This is a genomic window from Helcococcus sp. SA-HE-C1, assembly GCF_985670335.1.
The window spans coordinates 1,083,424-1,106,583 of the sequence record NZ_OZ484652.1 but is presented as its reverse complement, the minus strand read 5'-3'; the positions used below and the strand labels follow the sequence as shown (position 1 = coordinate 1,106,583).

The window sequence follows — 23,160 nt, the reverse complement described above, 5'->3', positions numbered from 1 at the left end:
TAAAATTTTAGGTAAAAATAACTAGGAGGAGTTATGGATGCTTATCAAAAAATAGAAGAATTAAGAAAACTAATGAAGGATAGAGGTATAGAGGCATATATAGTGCCAACCTCCGATCCACATCAATCTGAATATTTAGCAGACTATTATAAAACAAGAGAATTTATTTCTGGATTTACAGGTTCTGCAGGAACAGCAGTGGTTACTAGAGATAAAGCGGGATTATGGACTGATGGTCGTTATTTTGTTCAAGCAGAGTCCGAATTAAAAAATACACCCTTCAAATTATATAAAATGGAGGAAGATATTTCTTTTATACAATTTATAGAAGAAGAAGTTAGTGATTTTGGTAAGATTGCAGTAGATGGAGCTAGTTATTCACTACAAAATTATAATGAATTAAGCGAAAAAATAGGAAATAGATTGTTATTGACCGATGTAGATTTTATTTCTCCAATTTGGAAAGATAGACCTGATTTGCCAAAGTCGGAAGCGTGGATATTTGATGAAAGTTATTGTGGACAATCTACAGAAGAAAAATTAAGTATATTAAGATCTATGATGGAATCAAGAGATGTCGATTACACATTTATAGGTGCATTAGAAGATATTGCATATCTTTATAATCTTAGAGGAGATGATATATATGCAACTCCAGTATTTTTTTCATATGCTTTGGTTAGTCAAGATGAAGCAATACTATTTGTAGATGAGAATAAAATTGATGAAGAAGTTAAGAGATATCTTGAAGACAAAAAAGTCGATATATATCCTTATGATTTTGTGTTTGAAAAAATAAATAAAATTAAAGGGAAAAACACCATTTATCTTGATCCAAGTAGAACAAATGTGATGATTTATCAAAAAATTAATAACAATGTTAAAATAAAAAAAGGAACAAATTTAACAACTCTTATGAAGGCTCATAAAAATGAAGTTGAGATTGAAAATGAAAAGAAGGCGTTTCATAAGGATGCAATAGCACTAACAAAATTTTTTAATTGGGTAGAAACTGGTGTGAAATCTGGAAGCCTTGATGAAGTAGTTGCTTCTAAAAAACTATTTGACCTACGAAACGAGCAAAGTAATTTTATAGAACCTAGTTTTTCTACCATTTCAGCATACGGAGCAAATGCTGCTATGCCACATTATGATCCTGAAAAAGTGATACCAACGACATTGAAAACAAGAGGACTTTATTTAATTGACAGTGGAGCTCAATATCTTGAGGGTACAACAGATATTACAAGGACAATTGCTTTAGGAGATTTAACTGATGATGAAAGAATTCATTACACGTTAGTTTTAAAGGCATTTATAAGAGGGGTAACAGCTAAATTTAAGAAGGGAAGTACTGGATATTTTATTGATTCAATAGTTAGAGATCCTTTATTTAGACATGGACTTGATTTTAATCATGGTACAGGCCATGGTGTAGGATATCTTTTAGGAGTACATGAAGGTCCAATGAGAATAGCAAAAACAAGTACGAGACCACTCGAAGAAGGAATGGTGTTTTCAATTGAACCAGGAATATACATCGAAGGAAGTCACGGTATAAGAATTGAAAACATAGTATATGTAAAAAAATCAAAAGAAGAAGGTATGCTCGAAGTTGAAACATTAAATTATATACCTTTAGATACTCGACCTGTAAAAAAATATATGTTAGATATGTGGGAAGTAGAATGGCTGAACAATTATAATAAAGAATGTTACGAAAGACTTAAAGATGAACTTGAAGGTTCTGATTTAGAATATCTAGAAAGATTTACAAGAGAGATTTAATGAAAGATTTTCAATATGAATTATCTAGATTACCAAATCAACCCGGGGTCTATTTAATGAAGGATGAAAATGATAAAATTATTTACGTGGGAAAAGCAAAAAACCTAAAAAACAGAGTAAGATCATACTTCAATAATGACAAGAATAAGTCTATTAAAGTTTTAAAGATGGTTGAAAAAGTTGATCATTTTGAATATATTATTGTAGAAAATGAAGTAGAAGCACTGGTTCTTGAATCAAATTTTATTAAAGAACATAGACCCCATTACAATATTTTGTTAAGGGACGATAAGCAGTATCCATATATCATGATTACAAATGAGGATTTCCCAAGAATAGAGAAAGTTAGACAAGTAAAAAATGATAAAAATGAATACTTCACCTATCCAAATGCTTATGCCGTAAATGATGTAATTAGGCTTTTGCAAAATACATTTAGAATAAGAATTGATAAAAATAACAATACTTATGGAAAAAACAAGAGACCGTCACTTAAACATTTTTTATATAAATATAATGATCCAGAGCATGATTATAGAGATTGAAAAAAATATATGGAAAATGTTGAAAAAGTAAGATCTTTTCTAAAGGGAGATACCAAGGAATTTATTTTAAGATTAGAAGAGAAAATGAGTGAATTTTCTAAAGAATTAGATTTTGAAAGAGCGGCAGAATATAGAGATCATATAAAATCTATAGAAGAATTAATGGAAAGACAAAAAGTGACATCTGTAAATTCTATAAATATTGATATCGTTTCAATGGCAAAAATCAATAAGTATATTTGCATACAAGTATTTTTTATGCGTGATGGCAAAATGGTTGATAGGGAACATTTTATTATGGAAAATGAATTTTCTGAAAATAATGCTGACATTCTTTCTTCTTTTATCAAGCAATTTTATCTTGACATGACATATATCCCATCTGAAATATTAATTGTTGAAAAACCAACAGAAGCAGATATTCTGGAAACCACACTATCACAAAAGCGTGGTAAAAAAGTTGTTATAAAAGTGCCTCAAAGAGGAGAAAAAGTAACATATATTGAAATGGCAACAAACAATGCAAAGAAAATGCTTTATGAATTTATAAAAAGATTAGATGAAAGAGAAAAAAATAAAAATTTAGGATTAAAAAAACTAGAAGAGTTTTTGGATGTGGATTCACTGAATAGAATAGAAGCCTATGACATATCTAATATCTCGGGAATTGATTCAGTGGGCTCTATGGTCGTATACGAAAAAGGTAAGAAATCAAAAAAAGATTATAGAAAATTTAAGATAAAGACCGTGAATGGACCTGATGACTATGCATCAATGTACGAAGTTTTAACTAGAAGATTTAATAGATACTTTCATTCACGAGGTAATAATAGCTTTGCCAAAAAACCAGATTTACTGATAATGGATGGGGGTAAAGGACAGGTAGGTATAGCTCTTGATGTTTTAAAAAAATTTAATCTAAATATTGATGTAATAGGATTAGTAAAGGATGATAAACATAAAACTAGAGGAATTATATATAAAAATAGAGAATATATCCCAGATAAAAATACAGCTTTCTATAGATTTATTTATGACATACAAGAAGAAGTTCATAGATTTGCGATAAATTATCATAATACCATTCGTAAAAAGAATCTCTTTGCTACAGAATTGTCCAATATTGACGGTTTAGGAGAAAAGAGGATTCAAGCTTTATTAAAACACTTTGGTTCAATTGAAAATATAAAAACTGCAAATAAAGAAGCACTATTGGAGTGTGATACTATAAATAACAATATCGCAGATAATATTATAAAATATTTTGGAGAAAATAATGAGTAAAGAAGTTAAATTAAGTGAAATTTCTGAAGAGTTAAATTTTAAAGAGATAATGATTTCTACTGACTATAATGAAATTACATTAAATAATAAAGATGTAAATAGGCCAGGACTACAATTATCAGGATTTATGGAATCATTTCCTTTTAAGAGAATCCAAATTATAGGTAATGTAGAGTACCACTATTATATGCAGATGTCGCCAGAATTACGTTATGAAAGATTTAGAGGAATATTATCAGAAGAGATACCCTGCATAATATTTTCATATGATAGAGAAGTATCTCAAGATATAATAGATTTAGCAAGACATTATAACAGAACAATATTAGTATCAGATTTACCAACTACAAGATTAATAAGTAAACTGAGTACATCACTTGAAAAACATTTAGCAGAAGATCTTACCTTACATGGAGGATTACTTGAAATGTATGGTTCGGGTGTTTTGATAAAAGGAGAATCTTCAGTAGGAAAATCAGAAACGGCTCTTGACTTAATAACTAAAGGCCATAGATTAGTTGCGGATGATGTTGTTGATTTAATAAAAATTGATAATCAATTATTCGGAACTTGTCCTGAAAATATCAGGCATTTTATGGAAATTAGAGGAATAGGTATACTGGATATTAAAAGGCTTTATGGAGTTGGGGCAGTAAAGTTAGATACTAAAGTGGATTTAGTAATATTACTTGAAAAATGGGAAGATACAAAAGAATATGATAGATTAGGACTTCATGACGAAACTATAAATATACTTGGAGTTGAAGTTCCTAAATTAACAATTCCTGTAAAACCTGGTAGAAATGTAGCTATGATTATAGAAGTTGCAGTTAGGAACTTGCGTCAAAAGAATTTAGGATATAATTCAGCTAAATATTTAACAAGTAGACTTTACAATGATATGAATCCTGACAAAAAAGAGACAGAATACACCCAATATTATGAATATGAATAAAAAACTTCTTGATACTACGATGTGTCCCCTCCTTACTAGTTTGTTCAGTAAAGAGGGGATATATCAATATTAAGAAGTTTTATTTTTTACCTATTTTTTTTCTATTAAATTTTCTATAAACTAAATTTAATATCTTTATTAAATGAGGTATTCTAATAAATATTATAGATATAGTATAAACAAATATAGAAATTAACAATGATATAGTTAATGCTAAAACATAATTCAAATTAAATAATGAATGGTAGATATAGTATGTTGCGACACCCATTATTGAAGAGGCTATAAGTATTTTTATCATTGAGATTATTAATATTTTATTTCCTATATTTCCATATTTTTTACTAAATAGAATTATAGCTACAAATGCCGCCACAAAACTTGAGATAGTTGTAGCAAGTGCAAGTCCTTGAAGGCCCATATATTGTGACAAAATCTTATTTAAGATAATATTTAATATTACTTGCACTAATGTAATTATTATCGGTGTAAAAGTATTTTTCAATGAATAGTATCCACGATTTATCATTTGTATGATAGTTTGTCCTAAAAGTGCAGGAATATAGTATATCAAAACGCTAGCAGTTATTTTAGTAGATTCGGCATTAAAATTTCCACCTTGAAATAGCAATCTGATTATTGGCTCTGATAATATAGATACACCTATAATTGATGGAATAATTAGTAAAAAAGAATAAATATTTCCATCAAGTAGAGTATTTTTTACTTTTTTTATATTATATTGATTAGCATATTTTGAAATGGTAGGATATATCGTTGTCGTAATTGATACAACAATAACTCCATTTATCAAAGTTAGTACAAGTGAAGCGAAACGCATTATTGAAATACCACCAGTTTCCATAACTAAAGTTGCATTTGACTGATTTGAAATTGTAGAAATATCAATAGCAGCAATAGATATAATAATAGGTATCGATATTTTTAATAATTCTAAAAATTTCTTGTCCTTAAAATTTAATATCCATCTATGTTTGTATCCAGTCTTTCTTATTGTTATTGGAAAGAAAAAATATTTTAAAATTTCTGTAGCAACAAATAAAATTGGTAGTAAATATATATTTTTAAAATAAAATGTTAGTATTAATGAAATGATGTACAGAAAATTCATTAATATTCCTGGAAATTCAGCTGTAATAAATCTATTATAAATTCTCAAATAGGCAATAAAAATTGGTGCAAATACTGATGTTATTATAGTTAATGACATTATTCTTGTAAACTCAATTGTTGTCTGCAATTTTTGACCAGTATAAGCTGGTGCAAAAATACCTACAAGTGTGGGAGCAAAGAAATATATAAAAACTATACAGAATATTGATATAATAAACAAAATATTTACTAAATTTGACGTAAATAAATCAGCTTTTCTTCTACTGTTATTAACTTGAATTTCTTGATAGATAGGTATAAATACCGTTACTAAACTTGTAAATATAAAGCTAAATAATATGATTGGAATGCTTGAAGAAGTATTGTAAATATCTAGTAAATCGCTAGTACCTAGATAGTAAGCGAAAAACTTTTCCCTTATTAATCCAGTTATTTTTGATATAAATGTGAATATCATCAATATTAATGCTGTTTTACCCATGTCGGCCCCTTAGTTTTCGTTAATAAATTTATTATATCATAACAAGTTATTTAAAATTAAATATTATTGATAAAATGATTTTTTTTCTAAATCACTGATATAATATAATTGTGAGGTGAAAAATGGATATAGATACAATACATGAGATATTAAATGACATAGTAGATGATATAGAATCCTGCTTTATTTGAAGGATTAAATGGTGGTGTTGTATTGCTCGATGAGGTGAAATATCATGATGAAGCAATCAATGAAGATTTAGTAGTATTAGGAGAATATAGAAGATATGGTGTAATTAAACAAATATCTATCTACTACGGCTCTTTAGAAAGTCAATACTCTCATTATAACTATGATCAATTGAAAAATAGATTAAAAGAATTAGTCAATCATGAGCTACGTCATCACGTTGAATACAAAGCAGGATTAGACGATTTAGTGGATGAAGATAATGATTTTATAAATAAACATAAAAAAAGAAGAGAAAAAGGAGATAAAAAATGAACGGATTAATGTTACAGGGGTTTGAATGGTATTTACCTCAAGATGCACAGCATTTTAAGAGAATTAAAGATAAATTAGATTATTTAAAAGATTATGGGTTTTCATCAATTTGGTTACCTCCAGTGACTAAAGCGACAGGACAAAATGATGTAGGATATGGAGTATATGACCTATATGATTTGGGAGAGTTTGATCAAAAGGGTAGTACCGCAACTAAATATGGAACAAAAGAAGAATTGATAGATCTTATAAATACGGCACATGAAAAAGGTATTAGAATATATGCAGACTTTGTATTAAACCATAAGGCTGGAGCTGATGAAACAGAAGTATTTAAGGCAGTAAAAGTAAATCCAGATAATAGAAATGAAGAAATAAGTGATGCTTATGATATTGAAGCGTGGACAAAATTTACATTTCCGGGTAGAGGAGATAAATATAGCGCATTTAAATGGAAATTCCAACATTTTAATGGAGTAGATTTCGACCAAAAGACTGGTGAAAATGGAATTTTTAAGATTTTATGGGAGGATAGGGATTGGAATTGGTCAGTTTCAAATGAAAAGGGTAACTATGACTATTTAATGTTTGCCAATATCAATCATTTTAATCCTGATGTTAGAGAAGAATTATTTAAGTGGGCAAAATGGTTTATAGAAGAAACCAATATTGACGGGATAAGATATGATGCCTTAAAACATATTGATAGAAACTTTATAAATGATTTAACAAAATATATTTTAACTGAAATAAATGATGAATTTTATTTTGTGGGAGAATATTGGGAAAATGATCAAGGAAATTTAATCGAATACATTGATGGTACTTCAAGCAATATTGATTTATTTGATGTGACATTCCACTACAAATTGTATGAAGCATCTACACAGGGCGAAAACTTCGACCTAAGAACCCTATTTGAAAATTCTATAGAAAGTCAAAGAAGACTTAATTCAGTAACATTTGTAGATAACCATGATTCACAATTAGGTCAATCTCTTAACTCATGGATAGAAGACTGGTTTAGGCAGACTGCATACGCTTTGATTCTACTTACAGAAGACGGATATCCATGTATATTTTGGGGAGATTTATTTGGAATAGGTAATGGTAGTGATTATGCAGGGATGAAAGATAGGCTTGAGCCTTTACTAGAATTAAGAAAAGATTTTGCATATGGTGAAATAAAAAGTTATTTACAAGGATTTAATGAAATTGGTTTTGTAAGATATGGAGATGAAAATCATCCAGGAAGACTTGCAGTAGCTATAAGTAATCATGATGCTGCGACCATTAGAATGTTTGTAGGGGAAGATCAATCTGGAAAGGTATATAAAGATAAACTTGGTAACAATGATTCTGAAATCACAATAGATGATGAAGGATACGGAGATTTCAATGTTTCAGCAGGGTCGGTTTCCTGTTGGATAGAAATGTAGAATTGACAAAAAAATTAATATAAGGTAACATATTAATAATAAATCTTCAGGGCAGGGTGTAATTCCCTACCGGCGGTTAAAGTCCGCGAGCGAAAGCTGAATCGGTGAAATTCCGATACCGACAGTATAGTCTGGATGAGAGAAGAAAATATTACATTTATGTGTTTTTAGCACGCTTTTTATGTATATAAATGGCCCCGAAGTTTCTAGGGGCTTTTTTAATGCCCTAATAACTATAGGGAGGATTTTATGGAAAGAATGGAAGAAAAGAAAAGAATATTAACAACAAATAACATGACTAAAATAGCAGTGTTCGGGTCGCTAGCTGGAGTATTAATGTTATTTAAATTCCCGTTACCTATTGCACCAGCATTTATGACGGTAGATTTAAGTGATGTAGCAACATTAGTCAGTGGGTTTGTTTTAGGACCATTATCGGGAGTTATAACGGTAATAATAAAAAATTTAATTAATCTGATTATTCAAGGCACTCAGACATTTTATATAGGTGAACTTTCTAATACTATAGTTGGAAGTATATTCGTTTATACTGCCGCAAAAATTTATTATAGAAAAAAAACAAAAAAAACTGCAATAATTGGATTGGTATTAGGTGTGTTTTCAATGACAGCACTCGCAACTGCATCAAACTTTTTTATAATTTTTCCATTATATGCTAGAGTCATGGGAGTAGAATTAAGTGCCTTTGTGTCAATGATGCCACCTAACAACTATGTTAACTCATTTTTAGAATTAATATTATTTGCTGTGATTCCATTTAATATAATAAAGGGAATGCTAAATGCCTTAGTTACAGTTTTAATATATAAACAAATTTCAAGAATAGTCAAAAGTATATAAGGAATAAGATGAGAATTGATAAGTATCTTTCAAACATGGGAGTTGGAAGTAGAAAAGAAGTAAAAGAATATATAAAAAAAGGATATGTACTTGTGAATGGAGATACCGTAACAAAGGGGACTATTCATATTGATGAAAACAAGGACGTAGTAAAATTTAAGGATGAAGATATAGAATATAAGAAATATGTTTATTTAATGATGAACAAACCAGCAGGAGTAGTTTCAGCTACTAAAGACATTGGTGATACAGTTATCGATTTGATTGATGAAAAATATTATGGAAAAGATATATTTCCAGCAGGAAGGCTAGATAAGGATACCGAAGGATTTATACTTTTAACAAATGATGGTAAATTAGCACATAATTTATTATCTCCAAAAAAGAAGGTGTACAAAAAATATTTTGCTATAGTTAAAAATTCCTTAAAAGAAGAAGATATTAAAACTTTTAAGAATGGAGTTTTCTTAGAGGGAGAAGACTATTTAACAATGCCGGCAAAATTAGAAATAATTGATGCACACAGTGCTAATGTATATATTCAAGAGGGAAAATATCATCAAGTTAAGAGGATGTTTCATGCTTGTGATAATGAGGTAACTTATCTTAGAAGGATTTCATTTGGCAATCTTGATTTGGATGAAAATCTAAAACTTGGTGAATATAGAGAATTAACAGAAGAAGAATTAATAATATTAGAAGAATCTACAAAAGTTAAATAGAGGTTGATATGCATAATGTAACTATAATAGGTGTTTGTGGGGGGACTGCATCAGGTAAGACCACAATAGTAAATAAGCTTAGAAAAAAATATAATAATGATTTAATTGTTCTCGGTCATGACTATTATTATAAGTCTCATGAAGGGTTGACATATGAACAAAGAGCAGAACTTAATTATGATCATCCTTCTGCGTTTGATACAGAAAGAATGGTAGAAGATGTTAAAAAACTTAAAAATGGTCAAGAGATTTATAGACCAGTATACGACTATGCTATTCATAACAGATCGCATGAAGTCGTATTAGTAAAGCCAAAACCAGTTATTGTTTTAGAAGGCATATTAGTTTTAGAAAGCTTGGAACTTAGAAACTTAATGGATATTAAAATTTTTGTTGAAACTGATGCTGATGAAAGAATTATGAGAAGGATACAAAGAGATGTAATCGAGCGTGGTAGAAATATAGAGTCCGTTATGGCACAATACAGAGAAACAGTAAAGCCAATGCACGAACAATTTATTGAACCTACTAAAAGATATGCTGATATTATTATTCCATATGGTGGGAAAAATGCTATTGCAATAGAAATGTTAATGAATAATATTTCTAAAATTGTAAAGAAAAATATGAATCAATAAAATTATAAAAAAATTTGACTTTTATTTTAAGTTGATATAAAATATAAAAAGTAGTCACTAAAAAAGTGGCCGCTTGTGGTGGGTATGGCCAAGTGGTAAGGCACAGGGTTGTGGTTCCTGGCATCGTGGGTTCGAATCCCATTACTCACCCCATGCAGGTGTGGCGGAATTGGCAGACGCGCTAGACTTAGGATTTAGTATCTTCGGATGTGGGGGTTCGACTCCTCTCACCTGCACCAATAAATGTATATGTCCCTATATAAGACCAAACGGTTAAATATAGGGGCATATTTTTTATATTTATTATTTTTTATATGAAACACTACATAAAACTATATAAAAATATGTTTTTGTAGTCATTTTGCCGTCCAAAAAAATAAGGAGAAATTGGAAGAGTTGAAAGAATTGGTTAAATTAAGATTAGAGAGTTTATAAAAATAGTATAGTATGTTATAATCGAAATTAAAGAGTAGGATTAGTACCGTATACGGGCTGTACTATTTTTTTTTATGATAATACTATTAATCGAGATAAATCCAGATAACTATATAATTTATTTAAATGAAAATAGACTTTATCAAGTGGGATGAAAGAAGTATATCTTTAATTAACTTCTTACTATATACTATAGTATTTAATTGATATATTAAATCAAAATTTAGGAGAATAAATGAATAAATTTATAAAAAAAATATTAGTTTTTATTGTAATATTTTCTTTATCCATAATTTATTACCCCAGCATAATAATTGGAAAAGATTTACAAAATAATATAGTTGATGAAGATTCAAAAAAAAAGTATAAAGAAAGTATTGAAACTAAAGAAGAGAAAATTAAAGAAGAAGAAACTAAAAATTCAAATTATATAGAACTTCAGGCGAATTATATAGGAGAAAATAAATTAAAAAAGAGTGAGCAAAAAACAGATTATCAAAATTTTGAAATAAAACTTATTAATAACACAAATAAAGACTTATCTAATTTTACAATTCTTAGTTTTTTGACAAAAAATGAAAATGTATCGTCTGATTTAGAAAAATCTTCTACATATCTAAAATTAGTAGAAACTATAAAGGATAATTTAGATAAATATAGAATTTTCTATTCAAAAATGAATCCGGGTACTTTGACTAAATCAAAATATCTAGAAGATGCAAATTGGATAGAGGGCAATGTCTTAACTTCTGATGAATATAAAGAAGTCAAAGCTATAAAGATAGTACCTAAAAAAGAAATTGTTTTAAGTCATAACTCTGAAATTAAATTTATATTAGGTGTGACAGTAGATGATAAAACTTTTGGCAATAAAGATAAATACATAGTCAATTTTTCATTTGATTTTAAAGTATCAAATGAAAAAGAATTTAGAAGTTCAAATATCGCAAGTACAATCTTTTATAAAAAACAATTAGAAACTAAAAGTGAAAATATTGAAAAGAAAGATTTAAGAGAAGATTCAAATAGATCATCAAGAAGCAAGCGTTCAGTGACATCTAGAGCAAGATTCTGTTTCTAATAGTGTTCCAGGACTAAGTTTTATTCGTTTACCATACTTTAATTTTGGAACTCATAAAGGAACTGGTAGTGGTACTTACTTTAAGAGTAGAGCTATAGATAGAACACACACGTTTGAGTTTCTTGATGAAGGGAGAAAAGCTCAGTGGAATGTATATGCTAAATTACATCCATTTAAAAATGAATTTGGGCATATAGGTTTAAGAGGAACAAAAATTAAAATGTTAAATGGAAAGGCAGACACTAGTTATGGAGGAAGGGATCCTTATTTCAGGCGTAGAAGAAATGGGATTTCAGGTATATTGGAAAGAAATATTGTTTTAGAAGAGGGAGTAATAAAAAAAATAGCTTCATCAAAAAATCGGCATCATAATCAAGTCAAGACTTTTTATCAATTTAGATGGGACTCAAGAAAGGGAGAAACAGTAGAAATAGAAATACCATATTCTAGTATAAAACGGGGAAAATATACAGGAAAGATAGAATGGTATTTAATAAATGGACCTATATAAAAATTGACAATACACCTAAATTATGTTAAAATTATGCCTATTGAGTATATATCTCAAAATTTAATAAAATAAAAAGGGGAGATTATGAAAAAATTATTAACAAAAATACTAGCAGCAAGTATTTTGTTTGTTGGAGCTAATAGCTTAGTATCTACGACTTTAGCAGCGGAGTCAGAAGTAAAGATTGAATTTACTTCGCCTACAGAAGATAATACAAATCCGGTTCAACCGCTAAATCCTAAAAATCCAGACGAAGCAAAGGAACCTCAAGATGGGAAAAAAACTGGTGAAAAAGGTGGTCTAACACTAGATGTTGTTCCAAACTTTGATTTCGGTACACATAGTGTAATTCCGACTAAGAGCACAACCTATGAATCAGTATCGCCGGAACCATATGCACAAGTAAGTGATAGAAGAGGTACAGGTGCCGGTTGGAAATTAACAGCAAAAATGGAAGATTTTACAAATGCAACACTAAAAGGTTCTACATTAACCTTAAAAAATGGTTTAGCAAAGACGTCAACAGATAATAATCATATAACAGGACCATCAGTATCTGCGAATATAACATTACAAGGTGGTGGACAAGCGGTTACTATAGCAACAGCGAATGCACGTACTCAAGATTAGCCAGCTAATACTGCACAAGGTTTAGGAACATGGTTGATTACTTGGTTAAAAGGAGATAGTGAAGATAAAAATTCAAAAGCTACTTTAACTCTTCCAAATGGTGGAGAAGTTGGAAATCATACAACAAAAATCGTATGGACACTATCTAATAGCCCTCAATAATATTAATGAAGATGGACGATTCTTTTGAATCGTTCATTATTTTATAGAAAGGAATTTAATTTATGAAAAAAAAATTAATTAAATTATCTATATTTTTTGGGCTCTTTGTTTGCGTATTTAGCACTTATGCTCACGCTAAAGAAGAAAATCCTAGTTATGATAAGGTGGGATATTCAGTAGAAGCAATACTTCCGGAAAATCAAGTAAATTCTTTAGTTACATATTTTGATATAGAAATGAGCCAAAAACAAGAACAAACACTACGACTAAAAATATATAATCATACAAATGAAGAAATAAAAATTTTAGGGGGAATAAACTTTGCCGCTACAAATGAAAATGGAATTTTAGTTTATGATGGTAGTGTTTCAGAATATGATGAATCAATGAAATATCCATTTAATAGAATAGCTGAATTAAATCAAAAAGAGTATACTATAAAGTCTAAAGGACAATCAATTGTAGAAATAAATGTGAAGGCACCAAGTGAAAAATTTGATGGAGAAATTTTAGGTGGAATATATTTAAAGAGAGTTTTTGAAAAAAAGAAAAATAATAAGCAAAACTCAATTGGTATCGAAAATGAATATGCATATGCTGTTGCGATTAGAATTAAAGAAAAAGATAATAATGAAGAAGTAAAAGGAAATATAGAATTAAAAGAAGTATTTCCAAGTTTAATTCACCATAGAACGGGTCTACAAACTGAATTTAGGAACACAACACCTACATTAATTAGTAAATTAAATTTTATTGGAGAAGTGTATAGAGAAGGTTCAGATAGACCATTATATAGACGAAGTGTTGAACAATTTTCGGTTGCACCAAATTCAAAATTTAATTTCCCTATTTCATTTGAAAATAAACCCTTAAAAGAAGGAAATTATATATTTAAGGGAAGTGCAAAAAATGAAAAATACGACTTTAAGTTTGAGCGAAAATTTACAATAAGTAAGATTGAACAAGAAGATATTAATGAAAAAGCTGTTGAATTAGAGAAAGAAAATAATTTTTTATTATATATATTGATGATGATGATATTTGTATTATTAGGAATAATCATTTTTATTTTATTAAAAAATAAAAAAAATAAAAAAGAAGATAACTAAATCGATAAGTTTGTTATATAATAAATTTATGCAGCTATTAATTTAATAGATAAAGGAGATATTAAATAATGAAAAAATTGTTAACATCAGAGTCAGTTACACAAGGACATCCAGATAAAATTTGCAATCAAATCTCTGACTCCATATTAGATGCATATTTGGAACAAGATAATGAAGCCAGAGTAGCCTGCGAGACTATGGTTACCACTAATAATGTGTTTATAGTAGGTGAAATAACTTCATCTGCTAATGTAGATATAGAAAAAGTAGTTAGAAATGTAATTAAAGACATTGGATACAATAAAATCGATCAAGGATTCGATTCGGAAAATTGTAATATTCATATTAAACTTAATGAACAATCTAAAGATATTGCATTAGGTGTAGATAACTCAAAAGAGTATAAAGAAAATAGTTCAGATCCTTACGATAAAATTGGAGCGGGTGACCAAGGTATGGTATTTGGTTATGCAACTAATGAAACACTAGAATTAATGCCTATGCCTTTAATATTATCGCATAAATTAGCTAAAAGACTTGCCGATGTGAGAATAAATGGAGAAATAGACTATTTAAGACCGGATGGAAAAACACAAGTAACTATTGAATACATTGATGGTAAACCTACAAGAATTGAGACAGTCCTAGTTTCTGCGCAACATGATGATGGAATAGAATTAGATCAAATTAGAGAAGATATAATAGAAAAAGTTGTTAAGTATGTTATCGATGAAGATTTAGTAGATGAAGATACAAAATATTTAGTAAATCCAACAGGTAGATTTGTTATAGGAGGACCACAATCAGATTCCGGCCTAACAGGTAGAAAAATAATTGTAGATACTTATGGTGGATTTTCAAGACATGGTGGTGGGGCATTTTCAGGTAAAAATCCATCAAAAATAGATAAATCCGGATCATACATGGCTAGGTATATAGCTAAAAATATGGTTGCAGCAGGACTTGCAGAGAAATTAGAAATAGGTGTTGCCTATGCTATTGGTGTAGCAAAACCGGTATCAATTTATGTAGATAGTTTTGGAACTGGTAAATATGACGATGATAAACTTACTGAAATAATAAATGAACATTTTGATTTAAGACCGGCAGATATTATAAACAAATTGGATTTAAAAAGCCTATTTATAGACAAACTGTAGCTTATGGTCATTTTGGTAGGACTGATGTAGATTTACCGTGGGAAAGACTTGATAGGGTAGAAGAATTAAAAAAGTTAATATAGATATGTAAATCAATTAAAGGCACTACCATCAATCGTATAGATTAAAGGAGTGCCCTGATTGATTTTTTATTTTTTTATAAATATCATTTTATTACCATTTGATAATTCTTTATTATATGAATATTCATCTTTAATTTTTTTTAGTTTGCTAATTTCTTTTATTTTATTTTTTGCAAGATAGGAAACCATCCATCCACGACCTTTTTTTGATATTGTTGAATGAGATTTTAACTTATTGTTTTTAATTTCGTAAAATTCAAAATCTATCCAAATATAATTTGATTTATCAAATAGTTCTGAAAATTCATTACTTGCAAGGTTTAATATAGTATCTCCATTTGAAATTTTAAGGTTATATAATGGTTTCCAAAAGGACTTTAAGCTTTTATTATCAATTTTTATCATTGATAAAAAGTCTAACCTGTATGGTTTGATGAGAGTATTAGGTAAAATAGGGCCATATAAAGATGACAATATAAGGAGGTGTTGATTTAAGTACTTTAATTCTTCATCACTTAATGTAGAAGGGTTAATAGTTCTAAAAGATAATCCATTATACATGAAAAGAGCAGGGTAAGTTAAATTTTCATCGAATGATGAAATGTAACTTTTTACTGTTTTCAAAATATTGTCATTTATTTTTAATTTTTTCTTTAATTCTTCATCTGATAGTTTTTTTAATTCATTAATTATTTTATACGTTTCCTCTGTTAGAACCCAATCTTTTGAAATTGGGCTATCTAAAACCATCTCTTTTGTTGGTGAGAATATAATTTTCATAGTAATCCTTTCTGTATTTGATAATTTTAATTATAACAGAAAATACAATCAATTTATGTGATATAATTTATATAAGTGAGGTTTTATGGATTTAGAATACTTTATGAATGAAGCTATTAATGAGGCTAAAAAAGCATTAAAAAATAATGAGGTGCCAATAGGTGCTGTTGTTGTATTGGATGGGAAGATTATTGGGAGAGGACATAATATGGTCGAAACTAATAATCACGCATTTGAACATGCTGAAATCATGGCGATTAAATCAGCTGAAGATTTTGTTGGAAACTGGAGATTGGAAGATGCGACTCTATTTTCAACATTGGAACCTTGTATAATGTGCTCTGGAGCCATTGTTCATAGTAGAATAAAAACATTAGTATATGGGACGAAAGATGTTCAAAGAGGATTTGCAGGCTCTGTATTAAATATAGTTGATGATAGCGTCTTCAACCACAGGGTTGAGGTTATAAATGGAGTGTTAGAGGAAGAGTGTCGAGAAATAATAATGAATTTTTTCGAAAAGAGAAGATTATACAATAAGGGTTAAAAATATGAAATTTACACATTTACACTTACATACGCCATATAGTTTGTTAGATGGATTTTCAAAAATAGATAAGTTATTGGATAGATGTAAAGAATATGGAATGGATTCAGTTGCAATTACTGATCATGGTGTAATGTTTGGAGCAATTGAATTTTATAAAAAAGCAAAAAAGAAAGGTATTAAGCCGATTATAGGTTGCGAAATATATCTTACTCCAGGATCGCTATATGACAAAAATCCGCAAGAGAAAAAAAGGCATCATCTCGTATTATTAGCAGAAAATTGGACGGGATATCAAAATCTAATTAAAATTATATCTAAAGCATTTGTCGATGGTTATTATTATAAGCCAAGAGCAGACCACAATTTACTACGTAAACACAGTGAGGGAATAATTTGCCTTTCTGCATGTCTAGCCGGGGAAGTGCAATACAATATAGTCAATAATGATTATGAAGAAGCATATAAGGCTGCAAAAAGATATAAAGATATATTTGGTCAAGATAATTTCTTTTTAGAACTTCAAGATCATGGTATACCGGAACAAAAAAAAGTGAATATAGAATTAAAAAAAATGAGCAAAGAGTTACAGATACCTTTAGTTTGCACCAATGATGTTCACTATACAGATGTGGAAGATGCAAAAGTACAAGATATTCTACTTTGTATTGGAACTGGAATGACAGTTAATGCCGAGAAACGAATGAGATTTCCAAATAATCAATTTTATTTAAAGTCCAGTGAAGAGATGCAGGAATTGTTTAAGGATACACCGGAAGCCATCCTAAATACACAAATTATTGCAGATAGATGTAATGTCGACTTTGAATTTCACAAAATGCACCTTCCATTCTTTGAAGTAGATAAAAATCATGACGTTTACTTAAGAGAATTAGTGTACAAGGGTCTTGAAGAAAGATATAAAGAAGTTACGAAAGAAGTTAAAGATAGAGCAGATTTTGAATTGAATATGATTTCTCAAATGGGATTTACCGATTATTTTTTAATAGTATGGGATTTTATTGATTATTCAAGAAAAAATAATATACCGGTTGGACCAGGTAGAGGTTCAGCAGCTGGAAGTATTGTATCCTTTGCATTATATATTACTGGTATTGATCCAATTGAATATGACTTACTTTTTGAGAGATTTCTCAATCCTGAAAGAGTCTCAATGCCAGATATAGATATTGATTTTTGTTATGAAAGAAGAGAAGAAGTTATAGAATATGTGAAAAGAAAATATGGTAGTGAAAAGGTCGCTCAAATAGCTACGTTTGGTACTATGGCTGCTAGAAATGCAATAAGAGATGTAGGACGAGCATTAGATGTTGATTATTCCACTGTTGATAAAATAGCAAAACAAATTCCACAAGAATTGAAAATGACGATAGAAAAAGCTTTAGAAAATTCAAGTGATTTTAAGAAGTCATATGATGCCAATGAAAAAAATAAGAAATTAATAGACACTGCTATTGAAGTAGAGGGGATGCCAAGGCATGTATCTACTCATGCGGCAGGAGTTGTAATTGCATCAAAGTCAGTTGATGATTTTGTTCCACTTGTTAGAAATGGCGATCAAATAGCAACTCAATATAATATGACAGAAATTGAAGAGTTAGGCCTATTAAAAATGGATTTTTTAGGGTTACGAACGCTTACAGTCATTAGTGATGCCGTAAAATTGATAAAATATAATCGTAAGAAAGTTATCGACATTGACAATATAGACTTAAATGATAAGAAGGCTATGGAAATCTTCACATATGCTGAAACAATTGGTATTTTTCAATTTGAATCAGGAGGAATGAGAGCATTTTTAAAAGAATTAAAACCGACTAAATTTGATGATTTAATCGCAGCTAACTCTTTATTCAGACCGGGACCAATGAATGAAATAGATAATTATATTAAGTATAGGCATAATCCTGAAGAAGTAAAATATTTAGATCCATCGTTAGAACCTATATTAAATACAACTTATGGAACTATAGTTTTTCAAGAACAGGTAATGCAAATTGTTCAGCAATTAGCAGGGTTTAGTCTTGGAGCTGCGGACAATCTTCGTAGAGCTATGGGAAAAAAGAAGATGTCTATAATGGAAGAGAATAGAGAGTATTTTGTCAATGGTAAAGTAGTAGATGGTGAAGTCGTATTAAATGGATGTGTGCGAAATGGTATAGATGCGAGAATTGCTAACAAAATTTATGACTTAATGATAGATTTTGCAAAATATGCCTTTAATAAATCGCATTCAGCAGCTTATTCTTTTATTGCTATGCAAACAGCTTGGTTAAAAAAATATTATCCACATGAGTTTATGGCAGCTTTATTATCGTCGGTAATGAATAATACGCCTAAGATATATATGTACATTAAAGAAGCTCAAAATTTAGGAATAAAAGTTTTACCACCAAACGTAAATACATCATTTAAGAAGTTTTCAGTTGAAAATGATAAAATTCGTATTGGATTATTGGCTATTAAAAGTGTAGGCTATAATTTTGTAGATGCGATTATAGACGAAAGAAAAAAAGGTAGGTTTGAATCATTTGATGATTTTATTAAAAGAATGGTTTATAGCGATTCTGCAAGTATTAATAAAAAAGCTATTGAAGCCTTGATACTTTCAGGTGCTTTAGATGGATTTGGATTACATCGGTCCCAAATGATGCAAATGCATATTGGAACTATAGAATTATATTCAAGACAAAGTAAAAACAATATTGTAGGACAAGAGAGTATGTTTTCAATGGCAAAAGAAGATGTATTTGAAATGAATATGCCTAACATTGAAGAATTTTCCAAAAAAGAGTTCTTAAACTATGAAAAAGAGTATCTAGGTGTTTATATTACAGAGCATCCATATTCTCAATATGAAAGTTTAGTTAAAGATAAAATTAATTTTGTCACATTAGATATAATTAATGAAAATGACATTAGAGAAAAACAGATTACATTTGGTGGTATAATAACAGAAGTAAAGACGATAATTACCAAAAAAAATCAAATGATGGCATTTGTGAAAATGGAAGATAGTTATGGAAGTGTTGATTTAGTAGTATTTCCTACTATTTTTGAAAAATATCGTTCAATACTGTTGGAAGATAAAGCGCTATTCGTTGATGGAAGATTGCAAGTGAGCGATGTGGAAGATCCTAGTATCATAGTTTCAAAACTTTCGGAAATAAAAAACGAAAAATCTTCAACAAATAAATCAGAAGATGGTATAATAAACAATGGAAAAGTTTTGTATCTTAAAATGATGTACTCTGAAACAAATAAATACGAAAAGATAAAACAAATATTACTTAAATATAAAGGAAATAAAAAAGTTACAATATATTTTGATGATATAAAAAAAGGTTTCGAGTTGAAAGATATAAAAGTTAATTTTGAGAATAAAAAGTTAATGGAAGAGTTAGCTCAAATTCTTGATAAAGAAAATATAGTTATCAAATAGGAGGAAGAATGAAGACGATTGGTGTTTTGACTTCAGGTGGAGACGCACCGGGTATGAATGCAGCAGTTAGAGCAGTAGCGAGAGCTGCATTTGCGAATGGCTTAAGAGTAAAAGGTATAGTAAATGGTTATGATGGACTTATTAAAGGTGATATATATGAAATGAATGTATCGTCTGTAGCTGACATTGTTCAAAAAGGTGGTACGATATTAGGCTCGGCAAGATCTAAAGAATTTATGACAAGAGAAGGACAAGACAAAGCTATTAAAGTAATAAAAGAAAATGAAATTGATGGAATTGTTGTTTTAGGTGGAGATGGCTCTTTCCAAGGAGCAAATGTTCTCCATGAAAGAGGTATCAAAACAATTGGGATACCTTGTACAATAGATAATGATATGGGTTATACAGAATTTACAATTGGTTTCTTCACAGCGGTAGAAACTTGTAAGGAAGCAATTAGTAAATTAAGAGATACATCTTCATCGCACGGTAGAGGAAATGTTGTAGAAGTAATGGGTAGAAATTGTGGAGATATTGCATTATACTCAGGAATTGCTGGTGGTGCAGAAAGCATTATAGTTCCAGAAATTCCGATTAATATGGAACAAATACTAGATAGAGTAAAAAGAGGAAAGGCAAGAGGTAAACTACATCATATAATTGTTGTTGCTGAGGGAATTGATAAATCTCATGAAATAGCTAAAAAAGTAGAAGAAGAAACCGGAGAAGAAACAAAAACTACAGTTCTAGGACACGTACAAAGGGGTGGAAATCCTGCTATGAATGATGTTATAATGGCGAGTCAAATGGGAGTTCATGCAGTAGAGCTGCTAGTTGAAGGAAAAAGTTCATTAGCAATTGGTACTAAAGGTAATAAAATATTTAGCATGCCGATACCAGAAGCTATTGAAGTAAAAAGTAAATTTAATACTGAATTATACACAATTGCAAGTATATTATCTAATTAATTGGGAGGAAATAAATGAAAAGAACTAAAATAGTATGTACAATAGGACCTGCATCAGAATCAGAAGAAAAGTTAAAACAATTAATGCAATTAGGGATGAATGTTTGTCGTCTTAACTTCTCACATGGTGATCATGAAGAACATTTACAAAGAATTAATAATATTAAAAAAGTTAGAAAAAGCCTAGGTTTGCACACTGCAATCATGTTGGATACAAAAGGTCCTGAGATTAGGCTTGGAAAATTCAAGGATGGAATGGTTGTAAGAATTGAACAAGGTCAAGATTTTACATTTACAACAAGACAAGATCAATTAGGTGATCAAAATATTGTATCCATTTCATATATAAATTTACCAAAAGACCTTGAAGTTGGATTAAGAATTTTAGTAGATGATGGTTTAGTGGAATTTATTGTTAAAGAAATTGATGGGACAGAAATCCATACAACAGCTGTGAACTATGGTGAAATTAAAGATAGAAAAGGTTTAAATGCACCAGGTATTAAAATTAGCTTACCAGCATTAACTAATAAAGACATTAGTGATATTAAATTTGGTGTAGAAAATGGGATTGATTTTATTGCTGCATCATTTATTAGAAAACCTGAAGATGTATTAGCTATTAGAGAAGTTTTAGAAGAATGTGGTGGTCAAGATGTACACATTATTTCTAAAATTGAAAGTGAAGAAGGTGTAGATAATCTAGATTCAATCATCGAAGTTTCTGATGGAATAATGGTGGCTAGAGGTGACTTGGGAGTTGAAGTTTCAAATGAAAGAGTGCCATTAGTTCAAAAAGATATTATTAGAAAATGTAATTTATTAGGAAAACCTGTAATTACAGCTACACAAATGTTAGATTCTATGATTAGAAACCCAAGACCAACAAGAGCTGAAGTAAATGACGTTGCTAATGCTATTTTAGATGGATCAGATGCAATTATGTTGTCTGGAGAAACTGCTGCTGGTAAATATCCAGACTTAACTGTTGAGACAATGAGAAGAATTTCTTTACATATTGAAGCATCAATTGATTATAAAAAAGCAGTAGAAGTTAGAAAAACATGGATTGAAAATGACCCAACAAATGCAATATCAAATTCAGTATCAAGAATTTCTGAGCAGTTAAATGCAGCAGCTATTGTTGCAGCTACAACATCAGGTACAACAGCAAGAGCTATTTCTAAATTTAGACCTGAAAAAGAGATTATTGCAACAACACACGTAGACAATGTAGCTAGAAAACTATCATTAGTATGGGGTGTAACTCCAATATTGACAAAGAAAATGGAAGCTACAGATGAATTAATTGACAACTCAATATCAGAAGCTTTAAAAAATAAGTATATTAAAGAAGGTGACTTAATCGTATTGTCAGCTGGTATACCAGCATCAACACCAGGTTCAACAAATATGTTAAAAGTACACACAGTTGCAAATGTATTGACTCAAGGACAAGCTATAGGTAAAGGATCAGTGGTATCTAGAGCGTGTGTCGTTGAAAAAGCTGAAGATCTAGAGAGTAAATTCCAAGAAGGTGATATTATTGTCTCTAACTATACAGATGCAGATATGGTTCCATTCATTCAAAAATCAGCTGGTATTATAGTTAAACAAGGTGGACTAACATCACATGCAGCTATAACTGCATTAAATCTAAGATTACCAGCAATTATTGGTGTAGATATTGACGGAAAAATTAATGATGGTCAATTAATTACACTTGATGCTAATTCAGGGTTTGTATATGAAGGTGCTGCAAGAGTAATGTAATTTATTAATAATATTATAATTATTACAAAAATTTTAAATCTGATATAAGAATAAAAGCTTATATCAGATTTTTTTTGTCAAAAATATTAAAATATAACAAAAAAATTA

The 23,160-nt window shown here is 29.5% G+C and carries 16 protein-coding genes, 2 tRNA genes, 3 pseudogenes and 1 riboswitch; of the genes and pseudogenes, 19 read left to right on the top strand and 2 right to left on the bottom strand.

All coding sequences use genetic code 11. The features are described from left to right. Window positions 1-33: 33 nt before the first annotated feature. The 3 genes and pseudogenes from AC4KN9_RS05780 (at window position 34) to hprK (ending at window position 4,572) form a co-directional block, all read left to right on the top strand. Window positions 34-1,788, top strand: coding sequence for an aminopeptidase P family protein (locus AC4KN9_RS05780; RefSeq protein ID WP_491017650.1), 1,755 nt, complete (start codon window positions 34-36; stop codon window positions 1,786-1,788). Continuing rightward, window positions 1,788-3,617: pseudogene (gene uvrC, locus AC4KN9_RS05775) on the top strand (excinuclease ABC subunit UvrC). The gene AC4KN9_RS05780 and the pseudogene uvrC overlap by 1 nt, the downstream one beginning before the upstream one ends. After that, window positions 3,610-4,572, top strand: a complete 963-nt coding sequence (gene hprK, locus AC4KN9_RS05770) for an HPr(Ser) kinase/phosphatase (RefSeq protein WP_491017649.1) — start codon at window positions 3,610-3,612, stop codon at window positions 4,570-4,572. The pseudogene uvrC and the gene hprK overlap by 8 nt, the downstream one beginning before the upstream one ends. A 79-nt stretch (window positions 4,573-4,651) precedes the next feature. Here hprK and murJ read toward each other — a convergent pair whose 3' ends face one another. Further along, complete coding sequence (murJ, locus tag AC4KN9_RS05765) at window positions 4,652-6,187, bottom strand: murein biosynthesis integral membrane protein MurJ (RefSeq protein ID WP_491017648.1); 1,536 nt, start codon at window positions 6,185-6,187, stop codon at window positions 4,652-4,654. Between the two features lie 213 nt (window positions 6,188-6,400). Between murJ and AC4KN9_RS05760 the strand changes: the two genes are divergently transcribed. The 12 genes and pseudogenes from AC4KN9_RS05760 (at window position 6,401) to metK (ending at window position 15,522) form a co-directional block, all read left to right on the top strand. Next, window positions 6,401-6,691, top strand: a complete 291-nt coding sequence (locus AC4KN9_RS05760; RefSeq protein WP_491017647.1) for a metallopeptidase family protein — start codon at window positions 6,401-6,403, stop codon at window positions 6,689-6,691. After that, window positions 6,688-8,130 carry an alpha-amylase gene (locus tag AC4KN9_RS05755; RefSeq protein WP_491017646.1) on the top strand — a complete coding sequence of 481 codons (1,443 nt, stop codon included), beginning with the start codon at window positions 6,688-6,690 and terminating at the stop codon, window positions 8,128-8,130. Before AC4KN9_RS05760 ends, AC4KN9_RS05755 begins: the two co-directional genes overlap by 4 nt. 38 nt (window positions 8,131-8,168) lie before the next feature. Next, window positions 8,169-8,281: riboswitch (FMN riboswitch) on the top strand. Between the two features lie 98 nt (window positions 8,282-8,379). Further along, window positions 8,380-8,991, top strand: a complete 612-nt coding sequence (locus AC4KN9_RS05750; RefSeq protein ID WP_491017645.1) for an ECF transporter S component — start codon at window positions 8,380-8,382, stop codon at window positions 8,989-8,991. Between the two features lie 8 nt (window positions 8,992-8,999). Then, window positions 9,000-9,713, top strand: coding sequence for a pseudouridine synthase (locus tag AC4KN9_RS05745; protein ID WP_491017644.1), 714 nt, complete (start codon window positions 9,000-9,002; stop codon window positions 9,711-9,713). Between the two features lie 8 nt (window positions 9,714-9,721). Further along, window positions 9,722-10,351, top strand: a complete 630-nt coding sequence (gene udk / locus AC4KN9_RS05740; protein WP_491017643.1) for a uridine kinase — start codon at window positions 9,722-9,724, stop codon at window positions 10,349-10,351. Between the two features lie 78 nt (window positions 10,352-10,429). Beyond that, a tRNA-His gene (locus tag AC4KN9_RS05735) sits at window positions 10,430-10,504 on the top strand. A 1-nt stretch (window position 10,505) separates the two neighbouring features. Continuing rightward, window positions 10,506-10,590: transfer RNA gene (locus AC4KN9_RS05730), tRNA-Leu, on the top strand. 431 nt (window positions 10,591-11,021) lie between these two features. Then, complete coding sequence (locus tag AC4KN9_RS05725; protein WP_491017642.1) at window positions 11,022-11,867, top strand: hypothetical protein; 846 nt, start codon at window positions 11,022-11,024, stop codon at window positions 11,865-11,867. Window positions 11,868-11,889: 22 nt separating this feature from the next. Next, window positions 11,890-12,378: a WxL domain-containing protein gene (locus AC4KN9_RS05720; RefSeq protein ID WP_491017953.1), complete on the top strand. Its 489-nt coding sequence runs from the start codon at window positions 11,890-11,892 to the stop codon at window positions 12,376-12,378. Window positions 12,379-12,462: 84 nt separating this feature from the next. Next, window positions 12,463-13,170, top strand: a pseudogene (locus AC4KN9_RS05715) (WxL domain-containing protein). Between the two features lie 62 nt (window positions 13,171-13,232). Then, complete coding sequence (locus AC4KN9_RS05710) at window positions 13,233-14,279, top strand: WxLIP family cell surface protein (protein WP_491017641.1); 1,047 nt, start codon at window positions 13,233-13,235, stop codon at window positions 14,277-14,279. 68 nt (window positions 14,280-14,347) lie between these two features. Next, window positions 14,348-15,522 (top strand): annotated as a pseudogene (metK, locus tag AC4KN9_RS05705) (methionine adenosyltransferase). A gap of 66 nt (window positions 15,523-15,588) precedes the next feature. Here the strand turns inward: metK and yaaA are convergent. Further along, complete coding sequence (gene yaaA / locus AC4KN9_RS05700) at window positions 15,589-16,302, bottom strand: peroxide stress protein YaaA (protein WP_491017640.1); 714 nt, start codon at window positions 16,300-16,302, stop codon at window positions 15,589-15,591. A gap of 85 nt (window positions 16,303-16,387) precedes the next feature. Between yaaA and tadA the strand changes: the two genes are divergently transcribed. The 4 genes from tadA to pyk are packed head-to-tail and all read left to right on the top strand — an operon-like array spanning window position 16,388 to window position 23,052. Beyond that, window positions 16,388-16,849 carry a tRNA adenosine(34) deaminase TadA gene (tadA, locus tag AC4KN9_RS05695; RefSeq protein WP_491017639.1) on the top strand — a complete coding sequence of 154 codons (462 nt, stop codon included), beginning with the start codon at window positions 16,388-16,390 and terminating at the stop codon, window positions 16,847-16,849. Window positions 16,850-16,853: 4 nt separating this feature from the next. After that, window positions 16,854-20,312 (top strand): DNA polymerase III subunit alpha, encoded by a 3,459-nt coding sequence (locus tag AC4KN9_RS05690; RefSeq protein ID WP_491017638.1) that lies wholly within the window; start codon window positions 16,854-16,856, stop codon window positions 20,310-20,312. Window positions 20,313-20,320: 8 nt separating this feature from the next. Next, the gene (pfkA, locus tag AC4KN9_RS05685; protein ID WP_491017637.1) at window positions 20,321-21,280 is read left to right on the top strand and encodes a 6-phosphofructokinase; all 960 of its coding nucleotides are present in this window, start codon (window positions 20,321-20,323) and stop codon (window positions 21,278-21,280) included. 14 nt (window positions 21,281-21,294) lie between these two features. Beyond that, entirely contained in the window at window positions 21,295-23,052 is a 1,758-nt protein-coding gene (gene pyk, locus AC4KN9_RS05680; RefSeq protein ID WP_491017636.1) for a pyruvate kinase, read from the top strand. Window positions 23,053-23,160 lie beyond the last annotated feature (108 nt).

Bases quoted from the DNA above. Each gene is read 5' to 3' on its own strand.
- AC4KN9_RS05780 (WP_491017650.1), top strand. From the start codon at position 34: ATGGATGCTTATCAAAAAATAGAAGAATTAAGAAAACTAATGAAGGAT.
- hprK (WP_491017649.1), top strand. From the start codon at position 3,610: ATGAGTAAAGAAGTTAAATTAAGTGAAATTTCTGAAGAGTTAAATTTT.
- murJ (WP_491017648.1), bottom strand. From the start codon at position 6,187: ATGGGTAAAACAGCATTAATATTGATGATATTCACATTTATATCAAAA.
- AC4KN9_RS05755 (WP_491017646.1), top strand. From the start codon at position 6,688: ATGAACGGATTAATGTTACAGGGGTTTGAATGGTATTTACCTCAAGAT.
- AC4KN9_RS05750 (WP_491017645.1), top strand. From the start codon at position 8,380: ATGGAAAGAATGGAAGAAAAGAAAAGAATATTAACAACAAATAACATG.
- AC4KN9_RS05745 (WP_491017644.1), top strand. From the start codon at position 9,000: ATGAGAATTGATAAGTATCTTTCAAACATGGGAGTTGGAAGTAGAAAA.
- udk (WP_491017643.1), top strand. From the start codon at position 9,722: ATGCATAATGTAACTATAATAGGTGTTTGTGGGGGGACTGCATCAGGT.
- AC4KN9_RS05725 (WP_491017642.1), top strand. From the start codon at position 11,022: ATGAATAAATTTATAAAAAAAATATTAGTTTTTATTGTAATATTTTCT.
- AC4KN9_RS05710 (WP_491017641.1), top strand. From the start codon at position 13,233: ATGAAAAAAAAATTAATTAAATTATCTATATTTTTTGGGCTCTTTGTT.
- yaaA (WP_491017640.1), bottom strand. From the start codon at position 16,302: ATGAAAATTATATTCTCACCAACAAAAGAGATGGTTTTAGATAGCCCA.
- tadA (WP_491017639.1), top strand. From the start codon at position 16,388: ATGGATTTAGAATACTTTATGAATGAAGCTATTAATGAGGCTAAAAAA.
- AC4KN9_RS05690 (WP_491017638.1), top strand. From the start codon at position 16,854: ATGAAATTTACACATTTACACTTACATACGCCATATAGTTTGTTAGAT.
- pfkA (WP_491017637.1), top strand. From the start codon at position 20,321: ATGAAGACGATTGGTGTTTTGACTTCAGGTGGAGACGCACCGGGTATG.
- pyk (WP_491017636.1), top strand. From the start codon at position 21,295: ATGAAAAGAACTAAAATAGTATGTACAATAGGACCTGCATCAGAATCA.